We start from the raw sequence: 20053 nt of genomic DNA, 5'->3' as shown, positions 1-20053 counted from the left end.
GGCTCGTGCCTCGACGATGCTCCGCAAAGATCACCGCCCGCTCCGCTCCATCCAGATGCAACCCCCGCCGATCCATCCCAAACCCCATCCCAACCTCAGCTGTTGCGCTCCATTCTAGAGGTGAAGTGGGGTTAACGGTTGGCCGTCACGCGGCGGCGGCGGGGGTGGTGAGGTCGGAGAGGACCTCGGCGGCGATCTGGAGGGAGCGGAGGCGCGCGCCGTGATCGTGCATCATGCCGGTGATGATGATCTCGTCGGGCTGGTGGCGGGCGATCAGCGCGGTGAGTTCGCGGCGGACCGTCGCGGGGGAGCCTACGGCGGAGCAGGAAAGCGCGTTGCGGGCCTGTTCCAGGATCGGCCCGGGGATTTCGCCGAGGTCGCGGGTCGGGCGCGGGAGCGGGCCGGGGCGGCCCGTGCGCAGGCGCGCGAAGGCGAGGAGTTGGGAGGACCGGAGGTAGATGGCTTCCTCGTCCGTGGCGGCGGCGGAGACGCCGACGGCGATCATCACATGGGGTTTCGCCAGGCGGTCCGACAGGCGGAAGCTGCGGCGGTAGATGTCGAGGGCTTCCTCCAGATGGGTCGGGGCGAAGTGGGAGGCGAAGGCGTAGGGGAGGCCGAAATAGGCTGCCAGTTGCGCGCCGAAGGTGCTGGAGCCGAGGATCCAGACGGGGACATGCGTGCCGGTGCCGGGGATGGCTTGCACGGGGCCGGGGGTGTCGCCGAGATAGGCGATGAGTTCCTGCACGTCACTTGGGAAGGTGTCTTCGGGTGCCATGTGGCGGCGCAGCGCGCGGACGGTGGCCATGTCGGTGCCCGGGGCGCGGCCGAGGCCGAGGTCGATGCGGTTCGGGTAGAGGGTGGCCAGCGTGCCGAATTGCTCGGCGATCGTGAGGGGGGAGTGGTTCGGCAGCATGATGCCGCCCGCGCCGATGCGCATGGATTTCGTGTGCCCGGCGACATGGCCGATCAGGACGGCGGTCGCCGCAGAGGCGATGCCGGGCATGTTGTGATGCTCGGCCAGCCAGTAGCGGTGGAAGCCGGCCTTTTCGGCGGCTTTTGCCAGGTCGACGGTGGCTTGGAGGGCTTCGGCGGGGGTGTGGCCTTCGGGGATCGGGGCCAGGTCGAGGTAGGAGTAGTGCTGCATGTGCGGCCTCCGGTTGGTGCAGAGGTAGGCATTGAGGGCGGCGGGGGAAGGGGGTTGTGGGGTTGGCCTGCAGCCCCCACCCCATCCCTCCCCCACGGAAGGGGGAGGGAGGCGCTTTGGGGTTTGGCGTTGTGTGGGGTGGTTGGCGGTGGGTGGGGTTTTCAGGCTGCCGGGGGTCTTGCCGACGGAACGGTGGCGACATCGTAGGGTGCGGCTCACAGCGCACCTTCGGACGGTGCGCTGTGAGCCGCACCCTACGATGGGGATGGGACGGGATTCGGTGTCCCGGCGTTGTGTGGGTGGTTGAGGGCGGACGGGGGGTTTCACACCCCCGGACCCCCGTGGGATATTTGGGGACAGATGAAAGGGCTGGGTTTGTCACTCGGCGGCAAAACTTACTTGACGCATAAGGACAAACCTCAAACGCAAGTGTTCTGCACCTACTACATGCCCAGAGAAACGGAGTTCCCCACCCTCGAACCGGCCCGAAAGCTCAAGTTCGAAGCGTTCCACCGGACCAAAGATCGACAGCGCGTCCGGAGTCGTTCGGATGATCACAGCCTTGCCAAAATAGCATCCGCCGCGACGAACTAGGTAGCCGCGGTAAGTGTATCCATCGTCCTTACCGCGAAAAACCCCGTCGTGGACGTGGATTTCGCCTACCCCAACAAGACCGAGGTTGCTTTCGAATTGGACCCAGTACAGGCCCTCAACAGTAGTCATGATTGTAGTCCTCATTGCTGTTCGTAGTGAGCATGTTGTCCACAGGTCCCCACACTAAGTTCGGGGTAAGTCTGTGGACCCGATGAGGAGCCACTTGAAACGCTTCGCCCTTCCTCCCTTCTGGCTCTACGGCCAAATTCAACAGGTCGAGCGTTACTCGGCGCGGCTCAAGCGCCGAGTGGCGGGGGCGCGTTGGTAGGACAACGCGCCCCAACCCAAATTTAGATCAACTGCACCCGGTCGTCGCGCCGCAGCTGTTGCACTTCAGGCACGACCCGTTCCGCACCATCGTATAGTTGCCGCATTCCGAGCACGAGTCCCCGGTGTAGCCTTGCAGCTTGGCCTTGGACCGGGCGTCGGAGGTGACCGAGCCGATTGCGAAGGTCGAGGTCGTCTCCGAGAAGCCGGTCACGCGGGTTTCAGGCATCAGCATCGACAGGGCGTCGGTGCCGGTGGCGAGCGCCGTGGCCCCTACCCCGCCTTGCAGGACGGTGAATTCCTGCGGCAGGCGTTTCCTCATGTAGCCGGTCGAGGCGACCTGTTTCAGAACCTCCAGCGATTTCGAGGCGGCCACCTCCGAAGGCTCGGCGATGTTGCGCTTGCCTTCCTCGTCGCCCCGGCCGAGGTCGTCGAAGGCGGCCCCCTTCGGCGCGACATGGGCAAGGTCGGTGCGGTCGAGGTAGCTGACCGCCAGTTCGCGGAAGATGTAGTCGAGGATCGAGGTCGCGTTCTTGATCGAGTCGTTGCCCTGCACCATGCCCGCCGGTTCGAACCGGGTGAAGGTGAAGGCCTCGACGAATTCCTCCAGCGGCACGCCGTATTGCAGCCCGACCGAGACCGCGATGGCGAAGTTGTTCATCATCGCCCGGAAGCCCGCGCCTTCCTTGTGCATGTCGATGAAGATCTCGCCCAGGGAGCCGTCGGCATATTCGCCGGTGCGCAGATAGACCTTGTGACCGCCGACGATGGCCTTCTGGGTATAGCCCTTGCGGCGTTCGGGGAGTTTCTCGCGGTGGCTGCGGACGATTTCCTTGACGATCACCTTCTCGACGATCTTCTCGGCCACGACCTGGGCCTTCTCTGTGATCGAGCCGTTGGCCAGGGTTTCCTCGGCCTCGTCGTCGTCCTCGATCAGCGCCGAGGCGAGGGGTTGGCTGAGTTTGGAGCCGTCGCGGTAAAGCGCGTTGGCCTTGATGCCGAGCGAGTGGGAGAGTTCATAGGCCGCCAGCACTTCGGCGATGGTGGCGTTGTTCGGCATGTTGATGGTCTTGGAGATCGCGCCCGAGATGAAGGACTGGGCGGCGGCCATCATCTTGATGTGCGACTCCACGCTGAGGAAGCGCTTGCCGGTCTTGCCGCAGGGGTTGGCGCAGTCGAAGACGTGGTAGTGTTCGGGTTTCAGGAAGGGGGCGCCTTCCAGCGTCATGGTGCCGCAGACATGGTCGTTGGCGGCGTCGATCTGGGCCTTGGTGAAGCCGAGGTGACGCAGGAGGTCGAAGGTCGGGTCGCCAAGGCGTTCGGCCGGGATGCCGAGGGTGCCCTTGCAGAAGTCCTCGCCCAGCGTCCACTGGTTGAAGACGAAGCGGATGTCGAAGGCCGAGGGCAGCGCGGCCTCGATCTTCTCGATCTCGCGGGGGCCGAAGCCGTGGCCGATGAGGGCGGTGTGGTTGATCGCGGGGGCCTGGCCGAGCGAGCCGTGGCCGACGGCGTAGGCGACGATTTCCGCCGCTTGGCTGGTGGAGTAGCCGAGGGTTTCCAGCGCCGCGGGGACCGACTGGTTGATGATCTTGAAGTAGCCGCCGCCCGCCAGTTTCTTGAACTTGACCAGCGCGAAGTCGGGTTCGATGCCGGTGGTGTCGCAGTCCATCACAAGGCCGATGGTGCCGGTGGGGGCGATCACGGTCGTCTGGGCGTTGCGGTAGCCGTGGGCCTCGCCCAGGCGCAGGGCCTCGTCCCAGGCGGATTTGGCCAGGGCGACAAGGGTCTGGTCGGGGCAGTTCGCCTGGTCAAGCGCCACGGCGGGGACGTTCAGGCCTTCGTAGGGCAGCCCATGCGCGGCGGCGCGGTGGTTGCGGATGACGCGGAGCATGTGCTGCTTGTTGCGCTCATAGCCCGCGAAGGGGCCGAGTTCGCTGGCCATCTCGGCCGAGGTCGCATAGGCGACGCCGGTCATGATCGCCGTCAGCGCGCCGCACAGCGCGCGGCCTTCATCGCTGTCGTAGCCGAGGCCCATGTTCATCAGCAGGCCGCCGATGTTGGCATAGCCGAGGCCGAGGGTGCGGAAGTCGTAGGAAAGCTGGGCGATTTCCTTCGAGGGGAACTGCGCCATCATCACGCTGATTTCCAGCGTCACGGTCCAGAGCCGGGTCGCGTGGATGTAGGCCTCGGCGTCGAATTTGCCGTTCCTGTGGAAGGTCAAGAGGTTCATCGACGCCAGGTTGCAGGCCGTGTCGTCAAGGAACATGTATTCCGAGCAGGGGTTCGAGCCGCGGATCGGCCCGTCCTCGGGGCAGGTGTGCCAGGCGTTCACCGTGTCGTGGAACTGGATGCCGGGGTCGGCGCAGGCCCAGGCGGCGTGGCCGATCTGATCCCAGAGCTCACGCGCGGAAACGGTCCTGGCGACCTTGCCGTCGGTGCGGCGGATCAGCTCCCAGGGCTTGTCCTCTTTCACCGCGCGCAGGAAGGCGTCGGTCACGCGGACCGAGTTGTTCGAGTTCTGGCCGGAGACCGAGATGTAGGCCTCGGAGTCCCAGTCGGTGTCGTAGGTCGGGAACTCGATCGAGGTGAAACCCTGACGGGCGTATTGCAGCACGCGGTTGGTGTAGGTGTCGGGGATCATCGCCTTCTTGGCGGCCTTGATCGCGGCCTTCAGCGCGGCGTTCTTCGCCGGGTCGGTGGCGTCGGCCTCGGCCCCGTCCCACTGGCGGATCGCGGCGAAGATGTCGTTGAGGCGGGCCTCGTGCATCTTGGAGCCAGCCACCAGAGAGGCGACCTTCTGTTCCTCGATGACCTTCCAGTTGATGAACTGCTCGATGTCGGGGTGATCCATGTCGCAGATCACCATCTTGGCCGCGCGCCGCGTGGTGCCGCCCGACTTGATCGCCCCCGCCGCGCGGTCGCCGATCTTGAGGAAGCCCATCAAACCGCTCGACTTGCCGCCGCCCGAGAGTTTCTCCCCTTCGCCCCGCAGCGAGGAGAAGTTGGTGCCGGTGCCCGAGCCGTATTTGAAGAGGCGCGCCTCGCGCACCCAGAGGTCCATGATGCCGCCGTCGCCGACGAGGTCGTCCTTCACCGACTGGATGAAGCAGGCGTGCGGCTGTGGGTGTTCGTAGGCGCTGGTGGATCTGGTCAGCTTGCCCGTAGCGTGATCGACGTAGTAGTGGCCCTGGCTCGGCCCGTCGATGCCATAGGCCCAGTGCAGGCCGGTGTTGAACCATTGGGGCGAGTTCGGCGCGGCCATCTGGCGCGCGAGCATGAAGCGCATCTCGTCATAATAGGCGCGGGCGTCGGATTCGGTGGTGAAATAGCCGCCCTTCCAGCCCCAATAGGCCCAGGCCCCGGCAAGGCGGTCGAAAACCTGCTTTGCTGAAGTCTCGCCCACAAAGCGTTGATCTTCCGGCAGTTTCGCCAGAGCTTCCTCATCGGGGACCGACCGCCACAGGAATTCGGGCACGCCCTTTTCCTTGACCTTCTTGAGAACGGCCGGAACGCCCGCCTTGCGGAAATATTTCTGGGCGAGCACGTCGGAGGCGACCTGGCTCCAGCCCTCGGGGATCTCGACGGCGTCGTTGCGGAAGACGACCTTGCCGTCCGGGTTGCGGATTTCGGACACGGTGGTGGTGAAGGCCATCGCGCCATAGGCGCCGGTCGCTTCGGTGGTGAACTTCCGCTCGATCTTCATGCCCCTGATCTCCTTTTTGTGGCCCCATGGCCCTTGCTTGTGTCCAATCGCGGGGAGGTCCGACCTTGCGCGCCAGCGATCAGGCAACAGAGGTCCGATCCTGACGGTTACACGCCGCCAGGAGGGCCGCATCCGATTTGGATGCCCTTTGTGTGAGTCAGTTGCCTGTTCGCCGCGGCACTAGATTTAGTGGTTGTCCCCGCCGCTTTGTCAAAGTGTCGTAATCTTCCCGTCCTATCAACGGAAAAATTTTGCGCTGATGCGAATTTTCTGGCTTGACGATTTGCCGGGCGCATCACGCGGGCGCGACGGGTTGTGAGCCGGGGATGTGGACAGAGCTGGGGACAGAGTTCGCGCAATTTGTGAAGAGTGCCGGATTTCCCAAGCTCTCGGCGCGGTTGCGGGGCGGGCTTCTGCGGCCCTCGGTCCGGGGCGTCGGTCGACTTGCGCGATTCCCCGCACGAGGAGGCTATGGCCGTGCGGCAACAGGCCGGTTCATCAGGACGATCCCGGCGGCGACCAGTGCCGCCGCAAGGAGAATCGGCAGGCCGATGGTTTCGCCGAAGAGGAGTGCGCCAAGGAGAAGCGCGAGGATCGGCGTGAGGAAGGAAAACGAGGCCACGGTGGACGAGGGATAGACCGACAGAAGCCAGAGCCAGGCGATGAAGCCGCCCGCGACGACGACCGAGGACTGGAAGACGAGACCGAGGATATGGAGGGGCTGAAGGTCTCGGATCAGGGGGCCGAAGAAGAGCGAGGCACCGAGCAGGATCGGGGCCGAGACGACGACCATCCAGAACAGCTGCATCTCGGCGCCTTCCTCGCGCATCACCGGGCGGCGCGCGACATAGGCGGTGAGCGCCCAGCCCCAGGCGGCGCCAAGCGCGCAGAGATCGCCCGCCAGGCTCGCCTCGCCGGTGTCGGGGCGCGACAGGATCGCGGCGGCGCAGCCGGTGAAGGCAAGGGCAAGACCGGAGGCGCGGGGGCCGGTGATCCGTTCGCCCAGGCCGAAATGGGCAAGGATCGCGAACCAGACCGGCATCGAATACATGATGATGGCCGAGCGGCCGACGGTGGTCAGGTCGAGGGCGAGGAAGAGGAACAGGAATTCGGCGGCGAAAAGGCTGCCGATGAGAAGGCCGGTGCCCCAGGCCTTGCGGCGCAGGCGCGGCGGGCGGCCTTTCCAGACGAGCCAGGCCCAGACGAAGCCGATGGCCAGAAGCGAGCGGAGGCCGGCGAAGAAGACGGGTTGCAACCCTGCGTTCACCAGCTTGATGATGATCTGGTTGACGGCGAGGAGGCCCTGCACGCCAAGGAGCATCGCCACCCCGGCCCCGTCGAGTTTCGTCTTGCGCATCTTTCCCCCTGCCCCGGCACGCCCTTTTGCATCGCCTCGTGCCCCGGGGCAAGGCGGCATGGCACGGCGCGGATTGCGCATGGGGGGCAGACGCGCCGTGGCGTGCCGGCGAGGTTTCCTTTCGCGCCGGGCCGGTGTAGGCCTTCGCTTCCGACCGGAGACCGCCATGCCCCCCCGCCCGACCGATGTCGCCGACAACACCCGGGCAGCTGGGCTGATGGTGGGCTCGATGGCGTTCTTTGCCGTCGAGGATCTGTTCCTGAAATGGTCGGCCGAGGCCCTGCCGCCGGGGCAGGTTCTGGCGCTGACCGGGGCAGCGGGGGCTTGCATCTTCTGGGCGCTGGCGGCGGGGCAGCGGCAGCGGGTGCTGTCGGTCGAGGCTTTGCGGGGCATGGCGCTGGTGCGGACGCTGGCCGAGGCGGCGGCGGCGGTTCTGTATATCCTGGCGCTGGCGCTGGCGCCGCTGACGATGACCTCGGCGCTGTTGCAGGCCTCGCCCCTTGTGGTGGTCGCGGGGGCGGCGCTGTTTCTGGGCGAAAAGGTCGGCTGGCGGCGGTGGGCCTCGATCCTGGTGGGGTTCGCGGGCGTCCTGGTGATCCTGAAGCCCTGGGATGCGGCCTTCGATCCGACGGGGCTGTTGACGGTGGCCTGCGTCGTGGTGCTGGCAGCGCGGGACCTGGCGACGCGGGTGATGCCCGCACGGATCGGGACGTTTCAGGTGGCGACCTGGGCCTATCTGGGGCTGGTGCCTTCGGGGGCGCTGCTGATGGCGGGGATGGGGCAGAGTTTCGTGCCGCCGACGCCGGGGCAATGGGCGGGGCTGGCGGGTGCGCTGGTCTCGGGCCTTTTCGGCTATTACGCGGTGGTCGCGGCGATGCGGCTGGGCGAGGTGTCGGTCGTGGCGCCGTTCCGTTACACCCGGCTGGTATTCGCGCTGGCGATCGCGATGGTCTTTCTGGGCGAGCGGCCCGAGGGTTCGACCCTGCTGGGGGCGGCGCTGGTCGTCGGATCGGGACTTTACGCCTTCGCCCGGGAACGGGCGAGGAAACGCGCTTCCCCTATGCCCTGAGCCGGGGTAAAGGGGCGGACGAGAGCACCCATTCGGCCAAAGGGGACACCCATGAGCACGATCATCGACATTCACGCCCGCGAAATCCTGGACAGCCGGGGCAACCCGACGGTCGAGGTGGACGTCACGCTGGAAGACGGCAGCATGGGACGGGCGGCGGTGCCCTCGGGCGCATCCACCGGCGCGCATGAGGCGAACGAGCGGCGCGATGGCGACAAGGCGCGCTACAAGGGCAAGGGCGTGCTGGAGGCCGTGGCGGCGGTGAACGGCGAGATCGCCGAGGAGATCGTGGGGTTCGATGCGACCGAGCAGGTCGGCATCGACCGCACGATGATCGAGATGGACGGCACGCCGAACAAGTCGCGGCTGGGCGCGAATGCCATTCTGGGCGTGTCGCTGGCGGTGGCGAAGGCGGCGGCGGAGTTCACGGCGCAGCCCTTGTATCGCTATGTCGGCGGAACCTCGGCCCGCGTGCTGCCGGTGCCGATGATGAACATCATCAACGGCGGCCAGCATGCCGACAACCCGATCGACATCCAGGAATTCATGATCATGCCGGTGGGCGCCCAGAACATCCGCGAGGCGGTGCGGATGGGGTCGGAAGTGTTCCATACGCTGAAGAAGGAGCTGTCGGCGGCGGGCCACAACACCAATGTCGGCGACGAAGGCGGGTTCGCGCCGGATCTGAAGTCCGCGCGCCACGCGCTTGATTTCATTCTGCAATCCGTGGAGAAGGCCGGTTACAAGCCGGGCGAGGACATCTGTCTGGCGCTGGACTGCGCGGCGACGGAATACTTCAAGGACGGCCGCTATGCGATGGAAGGAGAAGGGAAATCCCTGTCCATCGCCGAGAATGTCGAGTTCCTGGCGGGTCTTGCGGCGGATTATCCGATCATCTCGATCGAGGACGGCTGTTCCGAGGACGACTGGGAGGGCTGGAAGCTTCTGACCGAGCGGCTGGGGAGCGGGATCCAGCTGGTGGGCGACGATCTGTTCGTCACCAACCCCAGGCGCCTGTCGCGCGGGATCGCCGAAGGCGTGGCGAACTCGATGCTGGTGAAGGTGAACCAGATCGGTACGCTGACCGAAACCTTGCAAGCGGTCGAGATGGCGCATCGCGCGCGCTATACCAACGTGATGAGCCACCGGTCGGGCGAGACCGAGGATTCGACGATTGCCGATCTGGCGGTGGCGACGAACTGCGGGCAGATCAAGACGGGCTCGTTGTCGCGGTCGGACCGACTGGCCAAATACAACCAGCTGATCCGTATCGAGGAAATGCTGGGCGAGACGGCGGAGTATGCCGGGCGGTCGGTGCTGAAGGGCTGAGGGTCGGGGCCGGAATTCGTACAAATTCCGGTCCGATTTCCTGGAAGAAATCGGCGGGCGCCTTCGGGTGCCCGTTTGCTTTTGTGCCCGGTCATGGCAGCAAGGGGATATGCTGATCCTGCTGAACAAACCCTATGATGTCCTGTGCCAGTTCTCCCGCGACGGGGATCGGGCGGTGCTGGCGGATTTTGTGCCGGTGCAGGGGGTCTATCCGGCCGGAAGGTTGGACCGAGATTCCGAGGGGCTGGTGGTGCTGACCGATGACGGGCGTTTGCAGGCGCGAATTGCGGACCCGAAGTTCAAGCAGGAGAAGACCTATTTCGCGCAGGTCGAGGGGGTGGTCGGCAAAGATGCGCTGGAGAGGTTGCGCGCTGGAGTGGTGCTGAACGACGGGCCGACCCTGCCCGCGCAGGCAAAGGCGGTGGCGGAGCCCGGGTGGCTCTGGCCCCGGACGCCGCCGATCCGGGTGCGCAAGTCGGTGCCGGACGGGTGGATCGAACTGACGCTTCGTGAGGGTCGGAACCGGCAGGTGCGGCGGATGTGTGCGGCGGTGGGGCTGCCCTGTCTGCGGCTGATCCGCTGGCGGGTTGGGGACTGGACGCTGGAGGGGCTGGCGCCGGGCGCGTGGCGGGAAGGATGAGTGCACGGGATGCTCGGGACGTCGGGCGGGCGGCCGGGGCCCCGGTCCGGCGGGGTCGGATAAGCGAACCCCGATGGCGCCTCCGGCGGGAGTATTTGGGGACATGGGCAAGAGGCCTTGGGCCGGAAGGAGGATTGTGCGGGGCACAAGATCGGGGTGGTTGTTGCCGGGGGCTTTCGCTAGGGGTGGGGCATGAGCGAGACCCCTGACCTGCCCCCGAATGCCGCCGCTGGTGGCGACACCCTGCCCGGGTTCCTGTATGCGTTGACGGCCTACCTTCTGTGGGGCTTCCTGCCGATCTACATGAAGGCGCTGGCGCATGTGCCGCCGGTCGAGGTGATCGCGCATCGGGTGGTCTGGTCGGTGCCGATCGCGCTGGCGGTGATCGTCTGGCTGGGGCGAACGACGGATCTGCGGGCGGCGTTGCGCAGTCCCCGGATGCTGGCGATGGGCGCGCTGACGGCGGCGCTGATCAGCGTCAACTGGGGGATCTATGTCTGGGCCATCGGGTCGGGACACGCACTGGACGCAGCGCTGGGGTATTACATCAACCCGCTGTTCTCGATCTTTCTGGGCGCGGTGCTGCTGGGCGAGCGGATGGGGCGGACGCAGATGGCGGCGATTGCGCTGGCGGCCGTGGCGGTGGGCATCCTGACCTGGGAGGCGGGCCGGCTGCCGGTGGTGGCGCTGGGGCTGACGCTGACCTGGGGGGTTTATGCCTACCTGAAGCGCCGGTTGCCGATCGGGCCGAACCAGGGCTTCACGCTGGAGGTGCTGATCCTGCTCTTCCCGGCGCTGGCCTGTCTCGGCTGGTTGCAGGCGCGGGGGAGCGGGCATTTCCTGCAAGGCGTTGCCCGGGACGATGCCTTGCTGCTGGGCTGCGGCATCGTCACGGCGGTGCCCTTGATGATCTATGCCAACGGGGCCAAGCGGCTGACGCTTTCGACCATCGCGATCATGCAGTACATCGCGCCGACCATGATCTTCCTGACGGCGGTCTTCGTCTTTCATGAGCCGTTCAGCGGGGTGAAGCTGTCGGCCTTCTGCCTGATCTGGGCGGCGCTGGTGCTCTATTCGGCCCCGATGCTGGCGGCGAGGGTCGGGATGGGGCGGATCAGTCGGGCCGGCTGATCTGCCCGCCCCCGACCAGAGCGGGTGCGCCGGTGGTGTCGGGACCCGAGGTCGCCATCTTGAGCAGGACGCGGACGGCGAGGAAGGCGAAGGCCTGGGCCTCCAGCATGTCGCCGTCGAGGCCCACGTCCTCGACCGGAAGGATCGGGCAGGGGATGCGGCGGCGCAGTTCGGCCATCAGCACCGGGTTGTGCCGCCCGCCCCCGGTGACGAGGATGCGGGTCACGGGCGCGGGGAAATGGATCTGGGCGGCGGCGACCGAGGCGGCGGCGATTGCGGTCAGCGTCGCGGCGGCATCGGCGTCAGACAACATCTTCAGCCGGTCGATCAGGCCGTGGAAATCGTTCCGGTCGAGCGATTTCGGCGGGGGCTGGTCGAACCAGGGGTCCTTGAGGACGGAGGCGACGAAATCCTCATCCACCTCTCCTGCCGCGGCAAGCCGGCCGCCTTCGTCGTGATCGAGACCGAGGCGGTCCTGCATCAGGTCGTTGATCGGCGCGTTCGCCGGGCCGGTGTCGAAGGCCAGAAGCGCGCCGGGATTTTCCGGGCCAGGGGCGGTCGGGTCGATCCAGGTCAGGTTGCCGACGCCGCCGAGATTGAGGAAGGCCAGAGGTTCGGTCGCACCGATGTGCCGGGCCAGCGCGAAGTGGTAGAAGGGCGCGAGCGGTGCCCCCTGCCCGCCGATGGTCACATCGGCCGAGCGGAAATCCCAGACCGTGGGCAGGCCGAGAAGCTGGGCCAGAAGCGCGCCGTTGCCGCATTGATGCGTGCCCCTTCCCGAAGGCTCATGCGCGAGGGTCTGGCCGTGAAAGCCCAGCAGCTCGGCCCCGGTGAAGCGGGAGAGGAGCTCGGCATGGGCGGCTTCCACCACCTCGGCGGCGGCAGTGACGCCGGGATCTCCGGGCCAGCGGCCCAGGGCGCCGCGGAGCGTCGCGCGTTCCTCGGGGGTATAGGGGCGATAGGCCGAGGGGCCGAAGGCAAAGATGGCGCGCCCGTCGGTCTTGATCATCGCCGCATCGACGCCATCGAGCGACGTGCCGGACATCGCCCCCAGCGCCCACAAGGCCCCGTCCTTCCGCATCTTCCCTTGCGACCCTTGCGAAGCTATACCCGCGCGCATCCTAGACCGAGGCGGCCATGCACTACCATCCGAAATCTGACTTCATGCGCGTGATGTTCGAGCGCGGCTTTGTTGCCGATTGCACGGATTATCAGGCGCTTGATGAGGCATTGTTGAGGGGCGTGGTGCCGGCCTACATCGGTTACGATGCGACGGCCCCCAGCCTGCATGTGGGGCACCTGATGAACATCATGGTGCTGCGCTGGTTGCAGAAGACGGGGCACAAGCCGATCACGCTGATGGGCGGGGGCACGACCAAGATCGGCGACCCCAGTTTCCGCAGCGAGGAACGGCCCCTGCTGACGCCCGAGGCGATCGACGCCAACATCGCCGGGATGAAGCGGGTCTTTGCCAATTACCTGACCTATGGCGACGGCCCGACCGACGCGATCATGCTGAACAATGCCGAATGGCTGGACGGGCTGAACTATCTGGACTTCCTGCGCGACATCGGGCGGCATTTCAGCGTCAACCGGATGCTGTCCTTCGAAAGCGTCAAGTCCCGGCTGGACCGCGAACAGTCGCTGTCCTTCCTGGAATTCAACTACATGATCCTGCAAGCCTATGACTTCCTGGAGCTTCACCGCCGCTACGGCTGTCTGTTGCAGATGGGCGGCAGCGACCAGTGGGGCAACATCATCAACGGGATCGACCTGACCCGCCGGGTGATCGACCACGAGATCTTCGGCCTGACGACGCCCCTTCTGACCACCAGCGACGGGCGCAAGATGGGCAAGTCGGCCCAGGGCGCGGTCTGGCTGAACGGCGAGATGCTGAGCCCCTACGAGTTCTGGCAGTTCTGGCGCAACACGACGGATGCCGATGTGGGCCGGTTCCTGAAGATCTTCACCGAACTGCCGGTCGAGGAATGCGACAGGCTGGGGTCGCTAGGGGGCTCGGAGATCAATCAGGCGAAGATCCAGCTGGCGAACCTCGCGACCACGCTGCTGCACGGCGCCGAGGCGGCGGCGGCGGCGGAAGCCACGGCGCGGGAGGTGTTCGAGAAGGGCGGGATCGGCGAGGATCTGCCGACGGTCAAGCTGGATGTGTCGGAACTGGCCGAGGGCGTGGGTGTCGTGCAGCTGTTCGTGCGGGCGGGGCTGGCGGCCAGCGGCAAGGACGCGAAACGGCTGATCGCCGAGGGCGGGGCGAAGGTGAACGACGAGATCGTCACCGATGCGGGCCTGCGCTTTGGCGCCAGCCATCTGGTCGAACCGATGAAGCTGACCGCAGGCAAGAAGCGGCACGCCCTGGTCGTGATCGGGTAGGCAGGGTGGGCGGATTGCCCACCCTGGTTTGCGTCACTCCTGCACGGTGACCTTGGTCATCACGTCCGGAGTGCCGGAGACTTCGCCATTGCGCCCGTCGCCGCGCTTGATCGCATCGACGACCTCCATCCCCGAGATGACCTTGCCGAAGATAGTGTACTGGCCGTCAAGAAAGCTGGCGTCGCCGAAGGTGATGAAGAACTGGCTGTTTGCCGAGTTCGGGTCCTGGGCGCGCGCCATGCCGACGACGCCGCGCTGGAAGGAGAGCGTGTCGGTGAACTCGGCCGGGATGTCCGGCTTCGTCGAGCCGCCCCGTCCGGCCATGGTGGTATCGCCACCGGCCTTGCCGAACTGGACGTCGCCCGTCTGGGCCATGAAACCGTCGATCACGCGGTGGAAGACCACATTGTCATAGGCGCCTTCCTTCGCCAGCGCGACGATCTGCGCGACATGCTTCGGCGCGACATCGGGCAGAAGGTCGATGACCACGGTGCCGTTGGCCTGGCCGGCGATCTCGATCACCAGGTTCGGGCCGGGGCCGTCGGGTGCATCCTGGGCGACGGCGGGGCCTGCAAGGGTGAGCGCGACGGCGAGAATCAGCTTACGCGACATCGGCGGCCACCCGGACAGAGATCATGCGGTCGGGATTGGCGGGCGGCTCGCCGCGGGCGATCTTGTCCACATGCTCCATCCCGCTGATGACGCGGCCATAGACGGTGTACTGGCCGTTCAGGAAATGGTTGTCGCGGAAGTTGATGAAGAACTGGCTGTTCGCGCTGTTCGGGTTCTGCGAACGCGCGGCGCCCAGCGTGCCCCGGTCATGCGGCAGTTTCGAGAATTCGGCCGGAAGATCGGGATAGGACGACCCGCCCGTCCCCGACCGGCGCGGGTTGTAGTTGGGCGAGGCCATGTTGGCATGTTCCACATCGCCGGTCTGGGCCATGAAACCCTCGATCACACGATGGAAGGCCACGTTGTCATAGGCCTTGTCGCGGGCCAGCTGCTTCATCCGCTCGGTGTGCTTCGGCGCCACGTCGGCGAGAAGCTCGATCACCACCTCGCCGTCCTTCAGCGTCATGATGATCGTGTTCTCCGGGTCCTTGATGTCGGGCATCGGGGTCTCCTTGGTTTCGTCGGGCGCGACGGTAGCGGCGGCATCCGGCCAAGGGAAGCGCAAAGCGTCGCAAGCAGTTGACGGGCGCGTGATAAGGGGGCCAAAAGCGGACAGCCAATGAAGGAGGATGCGATGCCCTGGAAAACGCTGGACGACATGGACCTGGCCGGAAAGGTCGTGCTGACCCGGGTGGACATCAACGTGCCGATGGAGGCGGGCCGTGTCACCGACATGACCCGGATCGACAAGATCAGGCCGACGGTCGGGGACATCGTGGCGAAGGGCGGGAAGGTCGTTCTGCTGGCGCATTTCGACCGGCCGAAGGGCAAGGTGGTGCCGGAGATGAGCCTTGTGCATGTCGTTGACGCCCTGGCGGGGTCGCTTGGGCGCAAGGTGGTGTTCGGGTCGGACTGCGTGGGCGAGCCGGCTGCCGCTGCCATTGCCAAGGCTGGCAAGGATGAGGTGGTGCTGCTGGAGAACACGCGGTTCCATCCGGGTGAGGAGAAGAACGACCCGGACCTTGCAGCGCAGATGGCGAAGCTGGGCGATGTCTATGTGAACGACGCCTTTTCGGCGGCACACCGGGCGCATGCCTCGACCGAGGGGCTGGCTCGGTTGCTGCCTGCGGCGGCGGGGCGGCTGATGGAGGCGGAACTGAAGGCGCTGGAGGCGGCGCTGGGGTCGCCGGTCCGGCCGGTGGTGGCGGTGGTTGGCGGCGCGAAGGTCTCGACCAAGATCGAGCTTCTGGCGAACCTTGTCACCAAGGTCGATCATCTGGTGATCGGCGGGGGGATGGCGAACACCTTCCTCGTGGCCGAGGGGATCGAGGTGGGGCAGTCGCTGGCCGAGCGGGAAATGGCTGAAACAGCACGGGAAATCCGGCACCGGGCGCAGAAGGCGGGCTGCCAGATCCATCTGCCGGTGGATGTCGTGGTGGCACGGGAATTCAAGGCGGGGGCCGAAAGCCAGACGGTTGACGTGCTGAAATGCCCGCCGGATGCGATGATCCTGGACGCGGGGCCGGAAACGGTCGCGCGGCTGGAGACGGTCTTTGCCGAGGCGCGGACCCTGATCTGGAACGGGCCGCTGGGCGCCTTCGAGATCGAGCCGTTCGATGCCGCGACCAATGCGGCGGCGCAGGCGGCGGCGCGGCTGACGCGTGCGGGCAAGCTGATTTCCGTCGCGGGCGGCGGCGATACGGTGGCGGCGCTGAATGCGGCGGGGGCGGCGGAGGATTTCACCTTCATATCGACCGCCGGGGGGGCCTTCCTGGAATGGATGGAGGGCAAGGAATTGCCTGGCGTGAAGGCGCTGATGGGTTGAGGGACGGGACCGGGACGGCTATGCCAGCGGGGACAATCGGGAGACGGACATGACCAACGCGAAGATGACCGAACAGGTGCGCAACGGGCGCGGCTTCATCGCCGCGCTGGACCAGTCGGGCGGATCTACCCCCAAGGCGCTGAAACTCTACGGGATTTCCGAGAGTGAGTATTCCGGCGAAGAGCAGATGTTCGACCTGATCCACGCGATGCGGGCGCGGATCATCAAGTCCCCCGCCTTCACCGGCGACAAGGTGGTGGGGGCGATCCTGTTCGAGCAGACCATGGACCGGACGATCGACGGCGTGCCCACGGCGACCTATCTGTGGGAAAGGCGCGGCGTGGTGCCCTTCCTGAAGATCGACAAGGGGCTGGAGCCGGAAGCCGACGGCGTGCAGCTGATGAAGCCGATCCCGGGGCTGGATGACCTGCTGGCCCGAGCGGTGAAAGCCGGGATCTTCGGCACCAAGGAGCGGTCGGTCATCCATGCCGCGAACCGCAAGGGGATCGCGGCCATCGTGGCGCAGCAGTTCGAGATCGGTCGGCAGGTCGCGGCGCATGGGCTGATGCCGATCCTGGAGCCGGAGGTCACGATCTCGATCCCCGACAAGGCCGAGGCCGAGGCGATCCTGCAAGAGGAGATCCTGAAGCATCTGGAAGGGCTTGAGGGCCAGGTGATGCTGAAGCTGTCGCTGCCCACGGTGCCGGATTTCTACCAGCCGCTGGTGAAGCATCCGAAGGTGCTGAAGGTGGTGGCGCTGTCGGGCGGCTACAGTCGCGACGAGGCGAATCGGATCCTGGCGCAGAACCACGGGATCATCGCCAGCTTCAGCCGCGCGCTGTCCGAAGGCCTGTCGGCGCAGCAATCGGATGCCGAGTTCGATGCGGTGCTGAAAGATGCCGTGGACAGTATCTACGCGGCCTCGATCACCTGAGGCGGGCGCGGCGTGCGTCCAGCGGGGGCCTTCGGGCCCCCTTTTCGTTCAAGCCTTTGAACGTTTAGCATTTTCGGGATTCACAAGCGAATCCGCCTGTGCCATGATTCGCTGGAAGCCCCCGGCAGAGGGGTCGGAGAAGGCAGATGTCGGCAGCACACACGCAACGGGGTCTTGGCGGACTGGCCTATCTGGGCTTTGTCTCGGCCCTTGGGGTCTATTTCACCTTTGCTGCCGTGCAGGGCGATTACGGCATGTTCGCCCGCGTCGCGATCCATGCCGAGGCCGAGAGCCTGCGGATCGAACGTGACCGGCTGTCGGCCGAGCTGGCCCGGATGGAAAACCTGACGCACCGGCTGTCGGACACCTATCTGGACCTCGACCTTTTGGACCAGCAGGCGCGCGACGTGCTGGGCTACATGCGCGCCGACGAGATCGCCATCCGCTGAGGCGCCCCGTCGAGGCTTGATCTGCACGCATAGGTGCCATGCCGCGCAACCCCGCACCGCGGCGGAGAATCCTTTTGACCCAAGAAACACCGATGCTGTATGGATGGTTTAACGCTAAACCATTTTCTGCACCTGCAAAGCCCCAGGGAGGAGCCCGATGGCGAAGAAGCCCGAGACGAGACCGAATGTCTCGAAGGAAGACCTGCTGAAATATTACCGCGAGATGCTCTTGATCCGGCGGTTCGAGGAGAAGGCGGGGCAGCTTTACGGCATGGGCCTGATCGGCGGCTTCTGCCACCTCTACATCGGGCAGGAAGCGGTGGTCGTGGGCCTGGAAGCCGTGGCCAAGGCGGGCGACAAGCGTATCACCAGCTACCGCGACCACGGGCACATGCTGGCCTGCGGGATGGACCCGAAGGGCGTGATGGCGGAACTGACCGGGCGCATCGGGGGCTATTCCAAGGGCAAGGGCGGCTCGATGCACATGTTCTCGAAAGAGAAACATTTCTATGGCGGGCACGGGATTGTCGGCGCTCAGGTGCCGCTGGGGGCCGGGTTGGCTTTTGCGGACAAGTATCTGGGCAATGACAACGTGACCTTCACCTATTTCGGCGACGGGGCGGCCAACCAGGGCCAGGTCTATGAGACCTACAACATGGCCGAGCTGTGGGACCTGCCGGTGATCTTCGTGATCGAGAACAACCAGTATGCGATGGGGACCAGCGTGAAGCGGTCCACGAAATCCACGACGCTCTATGGCCGGGGCCTTGCCTATGGTATCCCGGGCGAGCAGGTGGACGGAATGGACGTGCTGGCGGTCAAGGCCGCGGGCGAGAAGGCCGTGGCGCACTGCCGGGCGGGCAAGGGCCCGTATATCCTGGAGATGATGACTTACCGCTATCGGGGGCATTCCATGTCGGACCCGGCCAAGTACCGGACGCGCGAGGAGGTCGAGAAGATCAAGACCGAGAAGGACTGCATCGAGCATGTGCGGGATCTGCTGACGCAGGGGGGGCTGGCCTCGGATGAGGAGCTGAAGGCCATCGACAAGGAGATCAAGGCGATCGTGAACGAAAGTGCGGAATTCGCCAAGGAAAGCCCGGAGCCGCCGCTGAACGAGCTGTGGACCGACATTTACGCCTGAGGGAGGGGAAATCATGGCAACGGAAGTACTTATGCCCGCTCTTTCCCCCACGATGGAGGAAGGCACGCTGGCCAAGTGGCTTGTGAGGGAAGGTGACAGGGTCAAGTCGGGACAGATCCTGGCCGAGATCGAGACCGACAAGGCGACGATGGAGTTCGAGGCGGTCGATGAGGGTGTCGTCGGCAGGATCCTGGTGGCCGAGGGCACGGCGGGCGTGAAGGTGAACACGCCGATCGCGGTGCTGGTGGAGGAGGGGGAAACGGTGTCGGACGCCCCTGCCCCGGTGGCGGCCCCGGTGGCGGCCCCGGTGGCTGTGGTGGAAAGCCGGTCTGAAGCCCGGCCTACGGTGGCGGCGGTCGCGGCTGCGGCACCGGTGATGGCCGCGTCGGGCTGGCCGCATACCGACCTGCCCGAGGGGCCGACCAGGACGATGACGGTGCGCGAGGCCCTGCGCGAGGCGATGGCCGAGGAGATGCGCGCCGATCCGACGGTCTTCCTGATGGGGGAAGAGGTCGGCGAGTATCAGGGGGCATACAAGATTTCGCAGGGCCTGCTGGACGAGTTCGGCGCGCGGCGGGTCGTCGATACGCCGATCACCGAGATGGGCTTTGCCGGGATCGGGGTCGGCGCGTCCTGGGGCGGGCTGAAGCCGATCGTCGAGTTCATGACCTTCAACTTCTCGATGCAGGCGATCGACCACATCGTCAACTCGGCAGCCAAGACCCTGTACATGTCGGGGGGCCAGATGGGCAGCCCGATGGTGTTCCGCGGCCCGAACGGGGCGGCGGCGCGGGTGGGTGCGCAGCACAGCCAGGACTTCGCGGCCTGGTATGCGGCGATCCCGGGGCTGAAGGTCTGCATGCCCTATACGGCGGCGGATGCGAAGGGCCTGCTCAAGACCGCGATCCGCGATCCGAACCCGGTGGTGTTCCTGGAGAACGAGATCCTGTACGGGCGGTCCTTCGAGGTGCCGGTGGATGGCGATTTCACCGTTCCCTTCGGCAAGGCCTCGATCCTGCGGCCGGGGTCGGATGTGACGGTGGTGTCCTTCGGGATCGGCTGTTCCCATGCCATGGCGGCGGCCGAGGAGCTGGCAAAGGAAGGGATCAGCGCCGAGGTGGTGAACCTGCGGACGCTGCGGCCCATCGACTATGACACGGTGCTCGCCAGCGTGATGAAGACCAACCGCTGCGTGACGGTCGAGGAAGGCTTCCCCGTGGGGTCGATCGGCGACCATCTGGCTTCGACGATCATGCAGCGGGCCTTCGATCATCTGGACGCTCCGGTCGTGACCTGCACGGGCAAGGACGTGCCGATGCCCTATGCGGCGAACCTGGAGAAGTTCGCGCTGATCACCCCGGCGGAGGTCGTCGCCGCGGTCAAGTCCGTCTGCTACAGGTAGAGGTG

Annotated in this window: 17 protein-coding genes; 10 read left to right on the top strand and 7 right to left on the bottom strand. The window is 66.0% G+C overall.

Annotation, left to right across the window (positions count from 1 at the left end):
• Window positions 1-145: 145 nt before the first annotated feature.
• From G8O29_RS14790 to G8O29_RS14775, 4 genes are all read right to left on the bottom strand, one after another.
• Entirely contained in the window at window positions 146-1144 is a 999-nt protein-coding gene (locus tag G8O29_RS14790; protein WP_166404000.1) for an LLM class flavin-dependent oxidoreductase, read from the bottom strand.
• Between the two features lie 378 nt (window positions 1145-1522).
• Window positions 1523-1867 (bottom strand): GrlR family regulatory protein, encoded by a 345-nt coding sequence (locus G8O29_RS14785; protein WP_166403999.1) that lies wholly within the window; start codon window positions 1865-1867, stop codon window positions 1523-1525.
• A gap of 226 nt (window positions 1868-2093) precedes the next feature.
• A complete protein-coding gene (locus G8O29_RS14780) occupies window positions 2094-5768 on the bottom strand; it encodes a vitamin B12-dependent ribonucleotide reductase (RefSeq protein WP_166403998.1) in 3675 nt (1224 codons plus the stop codon).
• Between the two features lie 469 nt (window positions 5769-6237).
• Window positions 6238-7125, bottom strand: a complete 888-nt coding sequence (locus tag G8O29_RS14775; RefSeq protein WP_166403997.1) for a DMT family transporter — start codon at window positions 7123-7125, stop codon at window positions 6238-6240.
• Between the two features lie 166 nt (window positions 7126-7291).
• Between G8O29_RS14775 and G8O29_RS14770 the strand changes: the two genes are divergently transcribed.
• The 4 genes from G8O29_RS14770 (at window position 7292) to rarD (ending at window position 11294) form a co-directional block, all read left to right on the top strand.
• Entirely contained in the window at window positions 7292-8194 is a 903-nt protein-coding gene (locus tag G8O29_RS14770) for a DMT family transporter (RefSeq protein WP_166403996.1), read from the top strand.
• A gap of 51 nt (window positions 8195-8245) precedes the next feature.
• On the top strand, window positions 8246-9523 hold the full coding sequence (eno, locus tag G8O29_RS14765; protein ID WP_166403995.1) for a phosphopyruvate hydratase: 1278 nt from the start codon (window positions 8246-8248) through the stop codon (window positions 9521-9523).
• A 109-nt stretch (window positions 9524-9632) separates the two neighbouring features.
• A complete protein-coding gene (locus G8O29_RS14760) occupies window positions 9633-10163 on the top strand; it encodes a pseudouridine synthase (protein ID WP_166403994.1) in 531 nt (176 codons plus the stop codon).
• A gap of 192 nt (window positions 10164-10355) precedes the next feature.
• Window positions 10356-11294: an EamA family transporter RarD gene (rarD, locus tag G8O29_RS14755; protein WP_166403993.1), complete on the top strand. Its 939-nt coding sequence runs from the start codon at window positions 10356-10358 to the stop codon at window positions 11292-11294.
• On the opposite strand, the gene G8O29_RS14750 is transcribed toward rarD, so the two are convergent.
• Complete coding sequence (locus G8O29_RS14750) at window positions 11278-12375, bottom strand: anhydro-N-acetylmuramic acid kinase (protein WP_166403992.1); 1098 nt, start codon at window positions 12373-12375, stop codon at window positions 11278-11280. The two genes, rarD and G8O29_RS14750, sit on opposite strands and share 17 nt — an antisense overlap.
• A 56-nt stretch (window positions 12376-12431) precedes the next feature.
• Here G8O29_RS14750 and tyrS point away from each other — a divergent pair, with 56 nt between their 5' ends.
• Window positions 12432-13682, top strand: coding sequence for a tyrosine--tRNA ligase (gene tyrS, locus G8O29_RS14745; protein ID WP_166403991.1), 1251 nt, complete (start codon window positions 12432-12434; stop codon window positions 13680-13682).
• Window positions 13683-13715: 33 nt separating this feature from the next.
• Here tyrS and G8O29_RS14740 read toward each other — a convergent pair whose 3' ends face one another.
• Both G8O29_RS14740 and G8O29_RS14735 read right to left on the bottom strand, forming a co-directional pair.
• Entirely contained in the window at window positions 13716-14294 is a 579-nt protein-coding gene (locus tag G8O29_RS14740) for a peptidylprolyl isomerase (RefSeq protein ID WP_166403990.1), read from the bottom strand.
• Window positions 14284-14796 (bottom strand): peptidylprolyl isomerase, encoded by a 513-nt coding sequence (locus G8O29_RS14735; RefSeq protein ID WP_166403989.1) that lies wholly within the window; start codon window positions 14794-14796, stop codon window positions 14284-14286. Before G8O29_RS14735 ends, G8O29_RS14740 begins: the two co-directional genes overlap by 11 nt.
• 132 nt (window positions 14797-14928) lie before the next feature.
• On the opposite strand from G8O29_RS14735, the gene G8O29_RS14730 reads away from it, so the two are divergent.
• The 5 genes from G8O29_RS14730 to G8O29_RS14710 all read left to right on the top strand — a co-directional run bounded on the left by G8O29_RS14730 (window position 14929) and on the right by G8O29_RS14710 (window position 20048).
• Window positions 14929-16119, top strand: coding sequence for a phosphoglycerate kinase (locus G8O29_RS14730; protein ID WP_166403988.1), 1191 nt, complete (start codon window positions 14929-14931; stop codon window positions 16117-16119).
• A gap of 49 nt (window positions 16120-16168) precedes the next feature.
• A complete protein-coding gene (locus G8O29_RS14725; RefSeq protein WP_166403987.1) occupies window positions 16169-17053 on the top strand; it encodes a fructose bisphosphate aldolase in 885 nt (294 codons plus the stop codon).
• Between the two features lie 146 nt (window positions 17054-17199).
• Window positions 17200-17502 (top strand): FtsB family cell division protein, encoded by a 303-nt coding sequence (locus G8O29_RS14720; RefSeq protein ID WP_166403986.1) that lies wholly within the window; start codon window positions 17200-17202, stop codon window positions 17500-17502.
• 157 nt (window positions 17503-17659) lie between these two features.
• Complete coding sequence (gene pdhA, locus G8O29_RS14715; protein WP_166403985.1) at window positions 17660-18646, top strand: pyruvate dehydrogenase (acetyl-transferring) E1 component subunit alpha; 987 nt, start codon at window positions 17660-17662, stop codon at window positions 18644-18646.
• Between the two features lie 13 nt (window positions 18647-18659).
• Window positions 18660-20048, top strand: a complete 1389-nt coding sequence (locus G8O29_RS14710; RefSeq protein WP_166403984.1) for a pyruvate dehydrogenase complex E1 component subunit beta — start codon at window positions 18660-18662, stop codon at window positions 20046-20048.
• Window positions 20049-20053: the final 5 nt, after the last annotated feature.

The sequence above is a fragment of the Rhodobacter calidifons genome (assembly GCF_011174775.1).
Taxonomy (GTDB): domain Bacteria; phylum Pseudomonadota; class Alphaproteobacteria; order Rhodobacterales; family Rhodobacteraceae; genus Tabrizicola; species Tabrizicola calidifons.
This window is presented reverse-complemented; position numbering and strand designations above follow the sequence as displayed.

Bases quoted from the DNA above. Each gene is read 5' to 3' on its own strand.
- pdhA (WP_166403985.1), top strand. From the start codon at position 17,660: ATGGCGAAGAAGCCCGAGACGAGACCGAATGTCTCGAAGGAAGACCTG.
- G8O29_RS14710 (WP_166403984.1), top strand. From the start codon at position 18,660: ATGGCAACGGAAGTACTTATGCCCGCTCTTTCCCCCACGATGGAGGAA.
- G8O29_RS14790 (WP_166404000.1), bottom strand. From the start codon at position 1,144: ATGCAGCACTACTCCTACCTCGACCTGGCCCCGATCCCCGAAGGCCAC.
- G8O29_RS14780 (WP_166403998.1), bottom strand. From the start codon at position 5,768: ATGAAGATCGAGCGGAAGTTCACCACCGAAGCGACCGGCGCCTATGGC.
- G8O29_RS14760 (WP_166403994.1), top strand. From the start codon at position 9,633: ATGCTGATCCTGCTGAACAAACCCTATGATGTCCTGTGCCAGTTCTCC.
- G8O29_RS14770 (WP_166403996.1), top strand. From the start codon at position 7,292: ATGCCCCCCCGCCCGACCGATGTCGCCGACAACACCCGGGCAGCTGGG.
- G8O29_RS14775 (WP_166403997.1), bottom strand. From the start codon at position 7,125: ATGCGCAAGACGAAACTCGACGGGGCCGGGGTGGCGATGCTCCTTGGC.
- rarD (WP_166403993.1), top strand. From the start codon at position 10,356: ATGAGCGAGACCCCTGACCTGCCCCCGAATGCCGCCGCTGGTGGCGAC.
- G8O29_RS14750 (WP_166403992.1), bottom strand. From the start codon at position 12,375: ATGCGGAAGGACGGGGCCTTGTGGGCGCTGGGGGCGATGTCCGGCACG.
- G8O29_RS14735 (WP_166403989.1), bottom strand. From the start codon at position 14,796: ATGCCCGACATCAAGGACCCGGAGAACACGATCATCATGACGCTGAAG.
- eno (WP_166403995.1), top strand. From the start codon at position 8,246: ATGAGCACGATCATCGACATTCACGCCCGCGAAATCCTGGACAGCCGG.
- G8O29_RS14730 (WP_166403988.1), top strand. From the start codon at position 14,929: ATGCCCTGGAAAACGCTGGACGACATGGACCTGGCCGGAAAGGTCGTG.
- G8O29_RS14725 (WP_166403987.1), top strand. From the start codon at position 16,169: ATGACCAACGCGAAGATGACCGAACAGGTGCGCAACGGGCGCGGCTTC.
- G8O29_RS14740 (WP_166403990.1), bottom strand. From the start codon at position 14,294: ATGTCGCGTAAGCTGATTCTCGCCGTCGCGCTCACCCTTGCAGGCCCC.
- G8O29_RS14785 (WP_166403999.1), bottom strand. From the start codon at position 1,867: ATGACTACTGTTGAGGGCCTGTACTGGGTCCAATTCGAAAGCAACCTC.
- tyrS (WP_166403991.1), top strand. From the start codon at position 12,432: ATGCACTACCATCCGAAATCTGACTTCATGCGCGTGATGTTCGAGCGC.
- G8O29_RS14720 (WP_166403986.1), top strand. From the start codon at position 17,200: ATGTCGGCAGCACACACGCAACGGGGTCTTGGCGGACTGGCCTATCTG.